This is a genomic window from Bacillus sp. FSL W8-0920 (assembly GCF_038593215.1).
Lineage (GTDB): Bacteria > Bacillota > Bacilli > Bacillales > Bacillaceae > Bacillus > Bacillus pumilus.
In genome coordinates this window covers 2887256-2901458 of record NZ_CP151974.1, presented here as the reverse complement: position 1 = coordinate 2901458, position 14203 = coordinate 2887256, and the positions used below count along the sequence as shown (strand labels likewise).

The window sequence follows — 14203 nt, the reverse complement described above, 5'->3', positions numbered from 1 at the left end:
GAAGTCGTACCGTTTCACTACGTAAAATAGAGTTATCGAGGGAGGAGATTGTCATTCGAATTTCAATCGTTACAGGCGGATCAAAAGGATTTGGCCTAGCACTTGTGAACCGGCTGCTCTCACGCGGAGATCATGTGTACACGGCAGCAAGAAGTGCATCACCGATTTCTCATCCGAAGCTTACACATACACAGGTCGACCTGACAGATGAGCAAGCAGCAGCCAAATGGCTTCAAGATTGTCTCACGCCGCCAACACTGACAGCAGCTGATGACATCTTATTCGTCAATAATGCAGGCATGGTGACACCTATCAAGCGTGTGGGGCAAGGCGGACAGGATACGCTTCATCAGCATTATACGCTGAATCTTGTGATTCCTGTTTTGCTGAGCCATGTGTTTGTTAAGCAGACTCAATCATTTAATGGAAAGAAAACGATTGTTCACCTTTCTTCTGGAGCGGCGAAAAATCCATATAAAGGCTGGAGTGCGTATTGCAGCTCAAAGGCAGGACTTGATATGTTTATGAGGACTTTGCATGAGGAACAGCGGGACGAGGCGTATCCAATCAACACGTTTTCATTTTCCCCAGGCACGATTGATACAGATATGCAAGGAGAGATTCGGAAATCATCAAAACAGGACTTCGAACAAATTGATCGTTTTCAGCAATTATATGAAACAGGCACACTGAAGAGTCCAGATGAAGTCGCAGGTATTTTGCTCGATCTTTTAGCGGGTGATCCAGCTGGCGGCTGTGTATACGATGCACGTGAGTATGTGAAAAAGCAGTCATAACGACTGCTTTTTTCCGTCTTGTACAAGCAAAACCGGCCAATTTGACATAAGCTAATCTTGAGACTCATAGAAAATATAACAGAACATTTGAGTTTCTTTTCAGAATATGTTAGGATGCTAAAAATATAGATAAGGAGGGGTCTCCATGAGAAAGGTTACATTAATGGATGTTTACACCCATCCAGTTGCTCAAAAGTATTTAAATCGTTCAGGAAAAGCCCATGCGATTGCTTGTGCTTATCACGCATTCAAGCTGGCGATGAATGCAGGGATTAACCCAGATCTGGCTGTGAAAGCAGCGCTCTTACATGACATTGGCCATTATGAATGGTATACAGCCGGCGGAGAATGGGATTACGAGACATATAGACGAAATGATATTCATGCCATTAAAGGTGCGGAGCGGGCACATAAACTGCTCATACGGCTCGGGGAGGAACCAAAAGCAGCCAAAGATATTGCACTTGCAATTCTGCTTCATACAGATTCCTATTTGCCAGAGGGCGACCTTCATAAGGACACACTTCAACAAATTGTGAAGAAAGCAGATGAAATGGATGAAGAGCCTGGCGGACACCACCATTACAGACAAATAGACGAATCACTCGCAATGAAAAAAATTGCCGATTTGGATCAGAAAGTGCAGCAGGCACTTCAGCCCATGAAACGCTCTGTTTAATATGGAATTTCTCCATGAATCGTTCCGTGCTGATCGACATACAATGTGCGAATAACGGTACGGTTAAACGCAGATGTCCCTGACGCAGTGAGTCCAGTGTAATTTACCGTGACAGAATAAGCACCTTCTTTTTTCAATTGAACGGCTGATGAGGTACTTGTTTTCAATGGATGATCTTTTTTTGCATCTTGAAAGTAAGTGGTTTCCACCGTTCTGCTTAACCGTTTAATCAGACCGCTTGAATGGGTCGATGCATCTCCTGACTTCGAAGCAGCTTCTTTAATTTCTTCATTTAATGGTGAATCAAAGGTTACAAGCAGCAGATAAGGAGCTCTTTTTCCTGAGTTTGATTGAATCGTCCATTTTCCAGGAACGGGTTTATTGATTTTCACATGGTGTGAATATGCGCCTTCATATGGGAAAGATGCTTCCGATGTCTTAAGGTTTGTTAAGACATCTCCATTTGGGGCAATGATTTCGGGCTGCGTCTCCTGCCTTTCATTTAACCACTGGATCGATAAGCCATTCGTTCCTTCCTCTACATAGAACGCTTCTGTTTGATCCTTTTCACTTTCTCCACCTTTCACATAAACATCTGTATTGAGCTCAGCAGAAACGGGCTCTTGTTCCTCTTTATGTTTATTTTCAGCGCTCGCGGCATTTGCCAGCAGCTGATGCTGGAACACAGGAAACATACTTGTGCCGTTTTTGATTGAATAGTGATCCCATTTTCCTGTTAAAATATTGTTTGCATATGATAGTTTTGTGCTGTTTACCGTGACGGCACCATCATTTGTACCAAAGCTCTTTAAATACATGCCGCCTAAATACAGCGCACCGCCAAATGTTCCCCATTCCGAACCAGAGTAGGTGACATATTTATTGGGAAACGCCTCAAGCTGGTCGGTTTCACTTCGAAAAGCCGCCATCAGACCGGTTTGCAAAGAATAAAGCGCGTCGCTTTTTTGTCCAAGAATTTCCGCCAGCCAGCTTCCGCCCTTGCTATACGCTAGATCCGCAAGCGGTGTCCCGTTATGAGGAGAGCCGAGAGTAATGACTTTTTCCACATAGGGATGGGCTTTGAAATACACCAGTGCGGACTGTGTATCGACCCCGCCTTTACTATGACCAATCACAATGAGTTTTCTACCAAACGCATCATAGATTTCTTTGAGCTTTTCCGCTAATAGTTTGCCGTTCTTTTTCATGTCCTGATCTGGGTGCAAATCTATGAATGCGCTTTCGTATCCGTTCAAAACAGCCTGCTTTGCCATATCGTTTCGATTGGACCAAGTGGAGGAGGAGCTGTTAATGCCATGAACAAAAACAAGTGGTGGTTTTGATCCGTCTTTTTGAACGGGCTCTTCGCCTTTAAACCACTTTCCTGGCGTCCCTGGTGGGTCTCCAATTGTCCCTGCATGCGCATAACATGCAGAGGATAGAAAGAGCATGACAGCAACAATACAGATGAGTTTTTTCAAGACAATTCACCTCTTCAAATGTTTTAAATGGTTGGCAGCACCAATCTATTATACTTCTAAAAAATGTAAAAACGTACCAATTGTTAAAATATGGTATTAATGTTGTGGGATTGCCCTGAGTGACATTCACATGGGTTCATGCATACGCTATGGGTAAATACACAAGTAAAGGGGCGGGTAGTATGGCACAACAAGGAAGTCCACAGCTTGTTTCATTAGTTGATCCATATGTTTATCAAACATTGCAGAAAGTGGTCGGTATGAGATTAATTGTGCAAACAGTGAAAGATACGGTCCGTGGGAAATTGAAGGAAGTCATGCCGGATCATATTGTCATAGAAGCGGGGGCGAAATCAGTTTTTTATGTGCGGATCCAGCAAATCGTGTCGGTGATGCCTGATCACAGTGAAAGAGTGTAACAAGCAGACGCATAGGTGTCTGCTTTTTTTCATGCTTATAGAATGTATATCTAGAAAAAGTGCATGATATACCAATTGTTCTTTTTTTTTCAAAAAATGAGGTTCTAAAAACAAGAAGCAGTTGACAGATGGTGGGTTGAATAGTAGTTTTTTAATAAGATCAATACGTAACAGGAGGAGCATCTTTGTTAAAATCTAAAGTTCATTTTTGGACATTCCAAATATTACTTGTTTTACTCATTGTGTATGTATCAACAAAGGTTTCGTTTTTATTTCAGCCGATTATTTTATTTGCATCAACACTGTTTGTCCCCATTTTGCTGGCGGGTATTCTCTTTTTCATCTTTAATCCAATTGTTCAATTTTTGTCCAAGAAAATGCCTAGGACACTCGCTATCCTGATCATTTATCTCCTGTTCATCGGACTCATCACAATCATCGTCAATGCTGCCGGACCTGTCATTGTCACGCAGTTAGGCGGACTTGTCAAAAGCTTCCCTGGATATGTGACGGACATGCAGAAATTTATCAATGACTTTTCGCATTCTAAAACATTTACTTGGATGATGAGCCAAGATTATGTGTCTGTCTCAAAGTTTGAACAGACGGTCGTTTCGACATTAAAGGCATTACCGGAAAACATTGCTTCAAGCATGTCTGCGGTGTTTGGCGTGATTGCGAATATTGCCTTAGCCGTCATCACAGTTCCATTTATTTTATTTTATATGCTGAAAGACGGGCATAAGTTTCCGGACAAGCTCGTACAGTTCTTGCCAATGCCTTACCGCAAGGAAGGGCTGAAGATCTTCAAAGAATTAAATGACACACTCGCAGCTTACATCCAGGGCCAAATTATTGTCTGTTTGTTTGTCGGAGTCGCTTGTTTTATTGGATACTTATTAATAGGTGTAAAATATGCGCTTATTCTCGGTATTATCATTGCGGTCACAAATGTGATTCCATACCTTGGACCATATCTTGGCGCGGCACCAGCTGTGCTGATTGCCTTTCTTGATTCGCCTGGAAAAGCAGTGGTGACAGTGATTGTGATTCTTGTCGTGCAGCAAATTGACGGAAATGTCATTTCTCCATTGATCATTGGGAAACGCCTGAACACACATCCTTTGACCATTATCCTGTTATTAATTGGGGCAGGAAGCTTTGGCGGTATCCTTGGCATGATCTTTGCGGTTCCTGTCTATGCACTGCTCAAAGCCATCACCCTGAATATTGTCAGATTGGTTCAGCTGCGTCAGCGGTCTCGTAAAGAACAGCATTTAAACGTCTAAGGCAGGGCAAATGCACAACTTTTCCCTTTCTGCATAAGATGATTGACATAAGCAGATAGGGGGAGATTCTGATGCCTGCCATCGTTGGACCTATTCATATCGAGTCATTAGGAGGAAATGGTGCAGCTACTTTCGGTGATGTACTGGCCATTGCTCCTTTAGCTGTAGACCACTCGACTGGCGGGGCTGGAGCCTTTAATTCAGGTGATTATATGTCTCTTACAAGTGATCCAAATGCGACGATGCTTTGGGACTTCACATTGTTTGGCCAGCCTCAATCATTTAATGCATAGAAAGACAGCTGGTGATCAAATATCAGCTGTCTTTTTTTATTTGTGATACACGTATTGTTGAGCTGGGCATATGATGTGGATAGAAAAGGTGGTGGAGCAATGCCAGCGATTGTTGGACCTATTCATATAGATCGTGTGTACGGAAATGGGGCGGCACATTTCGGTGATGTTTTTGCTATTTCACCAAAAAGTGTTGATCACTCCGCCGGTGGTTCAGGTACCTATAATGCAGGGGACCTCGTCCAATTTTTTAACAGTCCAAACGTCACATTTGTTTGGGATTCTAATCTTATTAGTCAGCAAAAGAGCTTCAATGCGTAGCCAGCTTTGAAAGGGTATTCCTTTTCAGAAGCTGTCTTTTTTTATGGTACAATGGATATGGAAGTAAGAAGAAAAAAGAGGTGTGAACAGAGTTAAATGAAAATTAGAAAAGCACACATCACAAGCCGGCAGCCAAAGACCTACAATGTATATTTACATGAAAATAAAAAAGAATATAAAACGCTTGTTGCCGTACCTGACATTGAATGGAGTATATCCATTGCGTACGAGGACGAAAAAGAGCAGCTGATCCATACGCTTGAGCAATCCTTAATGGAAAGAGCAGAAACAGACGAAGCCCGTGAACTTGCACTAAAGATTGTGCACTGGGTCACAGAAATGTAAATTTTAAAACCAGGAGTGAAAACAGCGATGAAAGAAGAATCCATAGACTTTTATTTGCAGCAAGGGATATTTGGACATGCTGAAACAAAACCCGATGAACGAAGAATGTTTCTCGGTTCATTAAGGGAACGAGCGCTTCTTGCCCTGACAAAGGGACAGGTATCACGAAATAAACCGTATCAAGAGGTCGAACAAATATTAAAGGCCAACCGTCAGGCCACTGTTCTTTTAAATGGTGAGTTGTCCTATGCTTCTTATTCTCAATATGTGAAAATGGCTAATGCCGCTGGATGTTCCTTTAAAGTGGTGAATCATCATGAGGCACATTCTCCTTTTGGTCTTGTGATAGAGCTGCCGAATGCGGTCAATCAAGAGCACATCTATATCGAAGATGAGCTGTTTCAAAAGGCTTTTTCTCACGAATCTGTTGAATAGGTTTCCCTAGTGAAATGAATAAGCTATAATGAGTCAAAAGAGCATATGGGAGAGATGCGGATGGGCAAAGCATTGATTTGTATTGATTATACCGTTGATTTTGTTGCAGACGATGGAAAATTGACATGCGGAAAGCCTGGACAGGCGATAGAGCCTAAGATCACAGAGATCACTTCTTCGTTTATTGATGAAGGGCACTTTGTCGTCTTTGCAGTCGATCATCATGAGGAGCAAGACCTTTATCATCCAGAGACAAAGTTATTTCCGCCCCATAATATTCGCGGGACAAAGGGAATTGAACTTTATGGAAAACTAAGTTCACTATTTCACACGTCAAAGCATTTAAAACATGTCTACTATATGGAAAAAACAAGATACTCTGCTTTTGCAGGCACTCAATTAGAAATGAAACTGCGCGAGCGTGGCATCACTGAACTTCATTTAGCCGGCGTATGTACCGATATTTGTGTACTTCATACAGCTGTTGATGCGTACAATAAAGGCTTCGAACTTGTGATTCACGAGAATGCTGTGGCGAGTTTTAATGAAGCGGGGCACGAGTGGGCACTTTCTCACTTTGAGCAGTCGCTTGGTGCGAAAGTGGTTAAGTAAGGGAAGGAGAATGGAAGTTGGAGCATCGGTTTATTGACGACAGTTTATCACTACATACAGACCTTTATCAAATTAACATGGCAGAAACGTATTGGAGAGACGGCATTCATGAGAAGAAGGCAGTGTTTGAACTCTTCTTCAGAAAGCTTCCATTTGACAATGGCTTCGCTGTATTTGCTGGTTTAGAGAAAGCGATTGAGTATTTATCGGACTTCTCCTTTACCGAAAGTGATCTAGCGTATTTAAAAGACGAACTCGGTTATAAAAGCGATTTCATTGATTATTTAAGCGGGTTATCCTTTACAGGCTCCCTTCATTCAATGCGGGAAGGCGAAATTGTCTTTGCAAATGAACCAATTATGCGTATCGAGGCAACGCTTGTCGAAGCGCAGCTAATCGAAACCGCCTTGCTGAATATTGTGAACTTCCAGACGCTGATTGCAACAAAGGCAGCTCGGATTAAAGGAATCATTGAAGACGAGACAGCACTAGAATTTGGAACAAGACGTGCACATGAAATGGATGCAGCAATGTGGGGAGCAAGGGCGGCACTCATCGGCGGCTTTCAGGCGACAAGTAATGTTCGTGCTGGGAAGCGCTTCAACATCCCAGTGTCAGGAACACATGCTCACGCACTTGTACAAGCATACCGTGATGAATATACGGCATTTAAAAAATACGCTGAAACCCATACAGACTGTGTCTTTTTAGTCGATACGTATGATACCGTGAGATCCGGTATTCCGAATGCCATTAAGGTAGCGAAAGAATTCGGAGACAAGATCAACTTTATTGGTGTCAGACTTGATAGTGGTGACCTTGCCTACTTGTCTAAAAAAGCTAGAACGATGCTGGATGAAGCTGGATTCCATGACGCAAAAATCATTGCATCAAGTGATCTCGATGAACATACCATCATGAATTTAAAAGCACAGGGTGCCAAAATTGATGTGTGGGGTGTTGGAACAAAACTGATCACAGCATTTGATCAGCCAGCTCTCGGTGCAGTGTATAAGCTTGTGTCCATTGAAGAAAACGGCAAAATGAATGATACCATCAAAATTTCGTCCAACCCAGAGAAAGTGACAACACCAGGACGTAAACGTGTGTACCGCATTATCAACCAATTGAATCATCACTCAGAGGGTGACTACATTGCGCTCGAAGAGGAAGATGTTCATAGTGAGGATAAGCTAAAAATGTTCCACCCTGTGCATACATTTATCAGCAAATTTGTCACAAACTTTGTGGCGAAGGATCTACATGTCCCGATTTTCGAACAAGGAAAACTTGTATATGACAATCCGGATATTCAAACGATTCAAGCCTATGTGCAGGATAGCCTCGGACTTTTCTGGGAGGAATATAAACGAATCAGCAAACCAGAAGAATATCCAGTCGATTTGAGTCAAAAATGCTGGGATAACAAGATGCAGTTTATCCATGACGTGAAAAATAAAATTAAACTAGAGCTTTATGAAAGCTAACGTTGGAAGAAAAGGAGATCATCCAGTCAGGTGATCTCTTTTTTTATTTTTTCACCGATTCAAATTGAACCATAAGCGCAATCATTTGGTATACTGAAAGCACATCTTGTTTGTCATTGCATAAAGGAGGATTGGAGCAGTTGAGGGTGTTTGTTGCGAGACAGCCTATTTTTAACAGAAAAGAACAAGTCGTATCATACGAGCTACTTTATAGAGATAGTGAAACCAATACATATAGCGCTGAAGATGGTGACAAAGCGACAACGGACCTCATTATTAACAGTTTTTTAAATATCGGCATCGAAACATTGACAGAAGGCAAAAGATGCTACATTAATTTCACCGAAAGCTTACTTTCGTCTGATCTGCTCACCTATTTTGATCCGCATCAGCTTGTGATCGAGATATTAGAAAATGTCCCGATTACCCCAGCTCTTATTATGAGATGTAAGGAGTTAAAAAAATGGGGATATACGATTGCACTTGATGATTTTTTTCTAAGCGGATCACATTTCAGTGACAAGTTGCTTGACGAACTCCTCTATTGCATTGATATTTTAAAAATTGACTTTCTAAAGACTACATCGAAAGAACGTAGAAATATTCTACATACCTATAAAAAATATCGACTTCGCTTCCTTGCAGAAAAGGTGGAAACGCGAAGAGAATATGAAGAAGCGCTAGAAGCCGGCTTCCATTTGTTTCAAGGGTATTTCTTTAGTGAGCCGCATGTTATATCAGGACGAGCATTATCAACCAGCTTCCATGCGTACCACCAGCTATTAAATGAGCTGAGCAAGGAACAGCCGAATATCCAGGTCGTGACCCATTTTATTGAAAGTGACCTTTCGCTATCATATCAATTATTAAAAATGCTCAATTCAGGCGGCATGAGGCGTCTTTATCAAATCAAAAGTATCCGGCAGGCGATTATTCTGCTCGGGTTTAATGAAATTCGGCGCTGGATCTTTATTCTTTCATTTAAAGAATTGAATGTTCAAGCCAATTCAAGCCAAAAAGAAATTATCAAAATGTCCTTCATTCGGGCGAAAACGTGTGAACTGATTGCGAGTCGTACCGATCGAGAGCATCCAGCCTCTTATATGCTGACAGGCATGTTTTCTCTCATCGATACACTTGTCAGGGCAGATATCACAGAACTTGTGAAAGAGCTGCCGCTTTCTGATGAAGTTGGCGAGGCACTGCTTGGCTATGAAAATGATTATTCATTTGTACTCGGTGTAGCCAAACGGATTGAACGAAATGAATGGGATCATGAGATGTTAGATGGGAATCTCCCGAAGCAAGAAGCCTACGGATGTTATATAGAAGCCATTGAATGGTGTCATAAAATGTTTGAATCGTAAAAGCCGCTCACGTCAGAGCGGCTTTTTTTGTTATGCCCACTGTAAAAGGAGAAAAAGTCTGCTAGAGGCGAGAGACAAGTAGATACGAATGCCTTCTGGACTAAAGCGGATGTCAATACCACTTTTCACACCGATTTGTTTCAGCATTCGGATGACACTTGCCGAATCAGAGCGCTCAGCAGCCTCCATGATCTGCTGTGCAAACGAAAGCGAGCTGGAAATCTGCTGTGTAATAAGTGAAGCATCAGCAACAAGTCGGGCTGATTCCTTTGCGGCTCGTTGAAACGAGTGGGCATCTACTGGAGGAAAAGTCATAGGCGTGCGCGAATATGCACGGCTCATTGCGGGACCTTGCAAAGCAGGATAAGGAACATAGTAAAACACGTGGTCACCTCTTCTCTCATTGACGTGAAATTGGACGGATATCTGTTCTAAATGTATGTAGAAAATCAGAATAAAGAATCAAAATGATCTTTCTATCTTTATAAATCCAACATAAAAATAGGTACTTTTGCGGTCAATTTCGGTGAATGTCGCCAAAAAATTGCGGTGTCCACAATGGGGTCTGTCGTCTGACCTATAACACGCAAAACCGAGGTTATAGAAGGGATCGTATGTTCTATTGTGAGAGAAGTGTGACGAATGATGCCTATTCTTGTTGCATTAGTGACACAATTCCTTTGAAATTAAGATAAAAGTATGATTTGAAAAGTCAGAAAATGATGAAAAAAGACCTATTGAATTTTGCGGTATCACGCACACATTTTGTGCATACTTTTCGGTGAAAAAATACTCAATTACATTTACACTGTTAGTAATAGATCAAATACTTATGACCCAATCACCATACACAAATACATTGATCTTCCAAAAAAGGAGAGTGGAATCGATGGAAAAGTATGAAATCGAAGAACTTAAACAATTATTATGGAAACTTGAAAACGAAATTAGAGAAACAACGGCTTCTCTTCATAACATTAACAAAAGCATTGATCAATACGACAAATATGAATATGTGAAAATTTCTTAAAGACTTGATAATCATCAAGTCTTTTTTTTATCCAAATACATACAAAAAAAGGATATATTATTATATAATTGTTAAATAGTGATGTCAGTGGACATTTGCTCATGTCTTTTTAGTAAAATAAAAGGCGGAAGGGTGAGGGACAAGACCGAGTATGCTAAACTATCTAGAGAATACAAAAATCAAGCAGAATATGTCTGATTTTATTCAACATGCAGTCAGGCAGAAAGATTTACAACAACTGCTTCTAGAATTTACAGATATAAAGAATGAATTTCCCTTTGGGCAATTGGCTTACAAGCATTATGAGGCATTTGGCGGACAAGACAAGCAAGCGATTACACAATTGGCAGCAGGGATTGAACTTCTCATCTTATCAGCCGATATATTAGATGATATCGAAGATCAGGATAAAGATTCGTATCCTTGGATGAACGTCAACCAAGGAGTGGCCATCAATGCTTCTACGTATTTGTATACGCTGAGTATCCAACTCATCACAACAATATGTGAAAATGATTCTCAACTAATTGAGAAACTGTTCCAACTCATCAAATGGTCAATGGAAGGACAGCATGAGGATTTGCGTCATATGCATGGAACAGAAGAAGAGTGTGTAGAGGTTTTAAGGAAAAAATCAGGATCATTAACAGCTCTTGCTAGTGTACTGGGTGTTTATTTAGCGACAGGAAAAATCAACTCAACTGTGGAATCATATTCCATATGTTATGGTGTTGCTGAACAAATCAGTAACGATTTTTTTGCGTTATTTTCGAAAACCAACGGAGATTTTCTAAAAAAACAAACGCTGGCATTTAGCTATTTACAAAGAGGCTTTAACGATGCCAGTCAAGAGATTCTTATGTTCTTATCTAATCGTTTAGATGAGTCAGAACAAAAGTCATTTCAACTGAAGCAGAAATTACTTGAAGCAGGTTTGACTCAGTACATGGTATCAATGAGAGAGATTATGCTGTTACAAATGAGGCAAGGGATTGACCAACTTGATTTACCTAAAACAAAGAGGGAACAATTGTATGCATTTATGACAAAGGAGGGCAATGATTGAACATTCAAAATGTTATTGCATATTTAATGGAAAATCCTGGAGTTGTGAATGAGTTGGATTTAGGGAATGCAAGTTTAATTCACACAGATGAGCAAACCATGAAAGCAATCATTCAAGGCATTAAAAAAGGGCAAATGTCTGCAGAATATATATGGTACTATAAATGATGCTATTTCATTTATAAATGATTTAAAAGTTCTCCAGTTAAGGATGTTTTATACATGAAGATAACTTATACGAAACTATCTGCTTTTTTCGTTTTTCTGTCTTTTTTATTTGTGATCTATGTTTCATATATTTATGTATTTGATATTTTTAATGGAGCACGTGTAGCGGAGAACAAGAACGGTCAAGCAGAAGTTGTCAAAGTTGAATATCTTTCTTTAGCCTACACATCAGGATTAGAAGAAGGAGATATTATACTTAAAATCAATGGGGAACCTGCTAACAACAAAGATCATATGATCAATGGTGAGCTTAGGAATGTGCAAAGAATTGATATTCAAAGAGGCAACCAAATGATCACCCTTAAAAATAAGACATTGATTGGTCAAGAAAGTTTATTTGTCTATTTAATTCCTCTCGTCCTGTATTCAATATGTTTATTTTGTATCTTCTTTATCATTAGAATTAACAAAGAGGCCCAACGGAAATCAGCATTTCTATTAGTTTTATTTTTATTAACGATTTGTATCGGGTATCTTAGTGCAGGTACTTCAGGTATTGGTGAAAGATTTAGCCATTATGTGATCGTATTTTGTTTATCAAGTGTATTTATCTTTTATATTCATTTCATTTATCAGTATTTTAAAGAGTTTAACTTGCATATAACAAATCAAAAAACAATTCGCCTTTTATATAGTCTTCCAGTAATTAATCTATTGATAGAGCTAGCAGTTCCAATAGATTCAGCGATAGCAAGATACATGCCAAGTTTAAATCTTTTATTCTTTTTCGCTTCTATTATCATGTCATTCAAAGTGATTATCAATGGAATGCGGAAATATAAAGAGACAGAGCAGGGGTCTGTTTTAAAGTTTTTTGTCATGATTAATATCATAGCATTCTGTCCATTTATATTTTTATTTGCAATACCATATGTTTTGTTTCGTATTTATGTAGTAGATCCCTTTTTCTTGACTTCTTTTGTCTTGCTTATTCCTTTTTCTCTAGTGTACCAATTCATGACGAACAAACTATACAATATGGACTTTTTGATTAGTAGACTGAAATACTATGGCTTTTTAGCCATTACACCGACCATTTTTGTTATTGTCACGTTTTACATTCTGCAAAAACCAGAAGATTTGAAGTATACACTGAAACTCGCATTAATCACCTATACACTCATGCTTGCTGTCTTTTATTTTAAAGAAATTCTAGATTTCCGCTTCCGGCTGAAACGTTTTTCAGAGAAGCATAATTACCAGGACAGTGTGTTTAAATTTACGCAGCTCATCCGTGAGGCGTCATCACTTCACCAAGTGCTTTATCATTTGAAATACACCATTTTAGAAGTGCTGGTTGTTAATAAAGCCTTTGTGCTTGAAGTGAAGCCAGATGGGCAGATTGAAGAGATTGATGAATCTTCAGGTGATAGCAATCTATGGAAAGAGTATGTGGATCAATTTCAGGATATTTTAGGGGAAGTCGGGAAAATCATTGGGCTTGATAAAGGGTTCATGATGAAAATTGGCGAGCGGGGTGGTCACTCGTTTGTGATTTGCTGCTTATCCAATTTACAGACACCTAAATTGACGCGTGATGAGATTTCTTGGCTGAAAACATTGGCATTTTATACAAGTGTCAGTTTAGAAAATGTCGTCAAGATTGAAGAATTGATGGAGCATCTTGAAGATTTGAAGCAGCGTGAAGCGAACCCTGCTTGGCTGAAAAAAGTCATGTTTGCGATGGAAGAAAAACAGCGCTCCGATTTAGCAAGGGATCTCCATGATTCCGTGCTACAGGATTTGATATCGCTGAAAAGACAGTCAGAGATGTTTTTAACGAATTTCCAAAACGATCAATGCCCAACGTCTATTGAACAATCGCTTATCTCATGGAATGAACAAATGTCTAAGGTGATTCAAACGACGAGAGAAACGTGTCATGAACTTCGGCCGCAGCTGCTGTACGATTTAGGTTTAGTGAAGGCGATATCGAAGCTGACTTCTCAAATTCAGGAGGAAGCACCGTTTCATATTCGGCTGAATACGACACGCTTTGATAAGGAGATGGACATTGATATTGACTCCCAGCTTAATATTTACCGGATTGTTCAGGAATTGTTATCCAATGCCTTGAAACATTCTCAAGCCAGCCAAGTGCTCGTAATGCTGATTTGTATTAAAGATCAGGTTGTTCTTCACTACGAGGATGATGGAGTAGGCTTTGACGCAAGCCATCTTGATCAGCACACCATGAGCATGGGCCTCTCTGGGATCAGAGAACGAGTCAAGGCGTTAAATGGGAAGCTTCACATTCATACCGCACCTGAAAAAGGGCTGAAGGTGAAAATTGAAATGGAATTGTAACGATTTATTAAGGAATAAGACTTGGCATCTGCCAAGTTTTTTATATAA

17 protein-coding genes are annotated in these 14203 nt (G+C 40.1%); 15 read left to right on the top strand and 2 right to left on the bottom strand.

The features are described 5' to 3' along the window. The first annotated feature begins 53 nt into the window (after positions 1–53). Together NSS78_RS14845 and NSS78_RS14840 are read left to right on the top strand one after the other, a co-directional pair. Complete coding sequence (locus tag NSS78_RS14845; protein WP_212045765.1) at positions 54–797, top strand: (S)-benzoin forming benzil reductase; 744 nt, start codon at positions 54–56, stop codon at positions 795–797. Between the two features lie 145 nt (positions 798–942). After that, the gene (locus NSS78_RS14840; RefSeq protein ID WP_212045495.1) at positions 943–1476 is read left to right on the top strand and encodes an HD domain-containing protein; all 534 of its coding nucleotides are present in this window, start codon (positions 943–945) and stop codon (positions 1474–1476) included. Here the strand turns inward: NSS78_RS14840 and NSS78_RS14835 are convergent. Then, entirely contained in the window at positions 1473–2957 is a 1485-nt protein-coding gene (locus NSS78_RS14835) for an alpha/beta hydrolase (protein ID WP_212045494.1), read from the bottom strand. The genes NSS78_RS14840 and NSS78_RS14835 overlap by 4 nt on opposite strands. 182 nt (positions 2958–3139) lie before the next feature. Here NSS78_RS14835 and NSS78_RS14830 point away from each other — a divergent pair, with 182 nt between their 5' ends. The 9 genes from NSS78_RS14830 (at position 3140) to NSS78_RS14790 (ending at position 9525) form a co-directional block, all read left to right on the top strand. Further along, positions 3140–3376 (top strand): YuzF family protein, encoded by a 237-nt coding sequence (locus NSS78_RS14830; protein ID WP_003213721.1) that lies wholly within the window; start codon positions 3140–3142, stop codon positions 3374–3376. A 185-nt stretch (positions 3377–3561) separates the two neighbouring features. Continuing rightward, positions 3562–4665 carry an AI-2E family transporter gene (locus tag NSS78_RS14825; RefSeq protein ID WP_050944047.1) on the top strand — a complete coding sequence of 368 codons (1104 nt, stop codon included), beginning with the start codon at positions 3562–3564 and terminating at the stop codon, positions 4663–4665. A 71-nt stretch (positions 4666–4736) separates the two neighbouring features. Beyond that, on the top strand, positions 4737–4958 hold the full coding sequence (locus NSS78_RS14820) for a spore germination protein (RefSeq protein ID WP_003213446.1): 222 nt from the start codon (positions 4737–4739) through the stop codon (positions 4956–4958). Positions 4959–5057: 99 nt separating this feature from the next. Continuing rightward, positions 5058–5279 (top strand): spore germination protein, encoded by a 222-nt coding sequence (locus tag NSS78_RS14815; protein ID WP_050944046.1) that lies wholly within the window; start codon positions 5058–5060, stop codon positions 5277–5279. A 96-nt stretch (positions 5280–5375) separates the two neighbouring features. After that, the gene (locus NSS78_RS14810) at positions 5376–5624 is read left to right on the top strand and encodes a YueH family protein (protein ID WP_034660684.1); all 249 of its coding nucleotides are present in this window, start codon (positions 5376–5378) and stop codon (positions 5622–5624) included. Between the two features lie 27 nt (positions 5625–5651). Then, entirely contained in the window at positions 5652–6059 is a 408-nt protein-coding gene (locus tag NSS78_RS14805) for a YueI family protein (protein WP_212045493.1), read from the top strand. A gap of 60 nt (positions 6060–6119) precedes the next feature. Then, positions 6120–6671, top strand: coding sequence for an isochorismatase family cysteine hydrolase (locus NSS78_RS14800; RefSeq protein WP_003213138.1), 552 nt, complete (start codon positions 6120–6122; stop codon positions 6669–6671). Between the two features lie 17 nt (positions 6672–6688). Next, a complete protein-coding gene (locus NSS78_RS14795) occupies positions 6689–8158 on the top strand; it encodes a nicotinate phosphoribosyltransferase (protein WP_003212630.1) in 1470 nt (489 codons plus the stop codon). Positions 8159–8298: 140 nt separating this feature from the next. Beyond that, complete coding sequence (locus tag NSS78_RS14790) at positions 8299–9525, top strand: HDOD domain-containing protein (protein WP_212045764.1); 1227 nt, start codon at positions 8299–8301, stop codon at positions 9523–9525. 30 nt (positions 9526–9555) lie between these two features. On the opposite strand, the gene NSS78_RS14785 is transcribed toward NSS78_RS14790, so the two are convergent. Beyond that, positions 9556–9909: an inner spore coat protein gene (locus tag NSS78_RS14785; RefSeq protein ID WP_339205997.1), complete on the bottom strand. Its 354-nt coding sequence runs from the start codon at positions 9907–9909 to the stop codon at positions 9556–9558. A gap of 505 nt (positions 9910–10414) precedes the next feature. Here NSS78_RS14785 and degQ point away from each other — a divergent pair. The 4 genes from degQ to NSS78_RS14765 all read left to right on the top strand — a co-directional run bounded on the left by degQ (position 10415) and on the right by NSS78_RS14765 (position 14155). After that, positions 10415–10555 (top strand): degradation enzyme regulation protein DegQ, encoded by a 141-nt coding sequence (gene degQ / locus NSS78_RS14780; RefSeq protein WP_003213123.1) that lies wholly within the window; start codon positions 10415–10417, stop codon positions 10553–10555. Positions 10556–10706: 151 nt separating this feature from the next. After that, positions 10707–11621 carry a polyprenyl synthetase family protein gene (locus NSS78_RS14775; protein WP_212045490.1) on the top strand — a complete coding sequence of 305 codons (915 nt, stop codon included), beginning with the start codon at positions 10707–10709 and terminating at the stop codon, positions 11619–11621. Then, positions 11618–11788 carry a competence pheromone ComX gene (gene comX, locus NSS78_RS14770; protein WP_212045489.1) on the top strand — a complete coding sequence of 57 codons (171 nt, stop codon included), beginning with the start codon at positions 11618–11620 and terminating at the stop codon, positions 11786–11788. Before NSS78_RS14775 ends, comX begins: the two co-directional genes overlap by 4 nt. A 54-nt stretch (positions 11789–11842) precedes the next feature. After that, complete coding sequence (locus tag NSS78_RS14765; RefSeq protein WP_340866486.1) at positions 11843–14155, top strand: ATP-binding protein; 2313 nt, start codon at positions 11843–11845, stop codon at positions 14153–14155. The last annotated feature ends 48 nt before the right edge of the window (positions 14156–14203 follow it).

What these genes read in the sequence shown, in the direction of transcription:
- NSS78_RS14820 (WP_003213446.1), top strand. Translation starts at nt 4,737, where the DNA reads ATGCCTGCCATCGTTGGACCTATTCATATCGAGTCATTAGGAGGAAAT.
- NSS78_RS14810 (WP_034660684.1), top strand. Translation starts at nt 5,376, where the DNA reads ATGAAAATTAGAAAAGCACACATCACAAGCCGGCAGCCAAAGACCTAC.
- NSS78_RS14830 (WP_003213721.1), top strand. Translation starts at nt 3,140, where the DNA reads ATGGCACAACAAGGAAGTCCACAGCTTGTTTCATTAGTTGATCCATAT.
- NSS78_RS14815 (WP_050944046.1), top strand. Translation starts at nt 5,058, where the DNA reads ATGCCAGCGATTGTTGGACCTATTCATATAGATCGTGTGTACGGAAAT.
- NSS78_RS14775 (WP_212045490.1), top strand. Translation starts at nt 10,707, where the DNA reads ATGCTAAACTATCTAGAGAATACAAAAATCAAGCAGAATATGTCTGAT.
- NSS78_RS14805 (WP_212045493.1), top strand. Translation starts at nt 5,652, where the DNA reads ATGAAAGAAGAATCCATAGACTTTTATTTGCAGCAAGGGATATTTGGA.
- degQ (WP_003213123.1), top strand. Translation starts at nt 10,415, where the DNA reads ATGGAAAAGTATGAAATCGAAGAACTTAAACAATTATTATGGAAACTT.
- NSS78_RS14800 (WP_003213138.1), top strand. Translation starts at nt 6,120, where the DNA reads ATGGGCAAAGCATTGATTTGTATTGATTATACCGTTGATTTTGTTGCA.
- NSS78_RS14840 (WP_212045495.1), top strand. Translation starts at nt 943, where the DNA reads ATGAGAAAGGTTACATTAATGGATGTTTACACCCATCCAGTTGCTCAA.
- NSS78_RS14765 (WP_340866486.1), top strand. Translation starts at nt 11,843, where the DNA reads ATGAAGATAACTTATACGAAACTATCTGCTTTTTTCGTTTTTCTGTCT.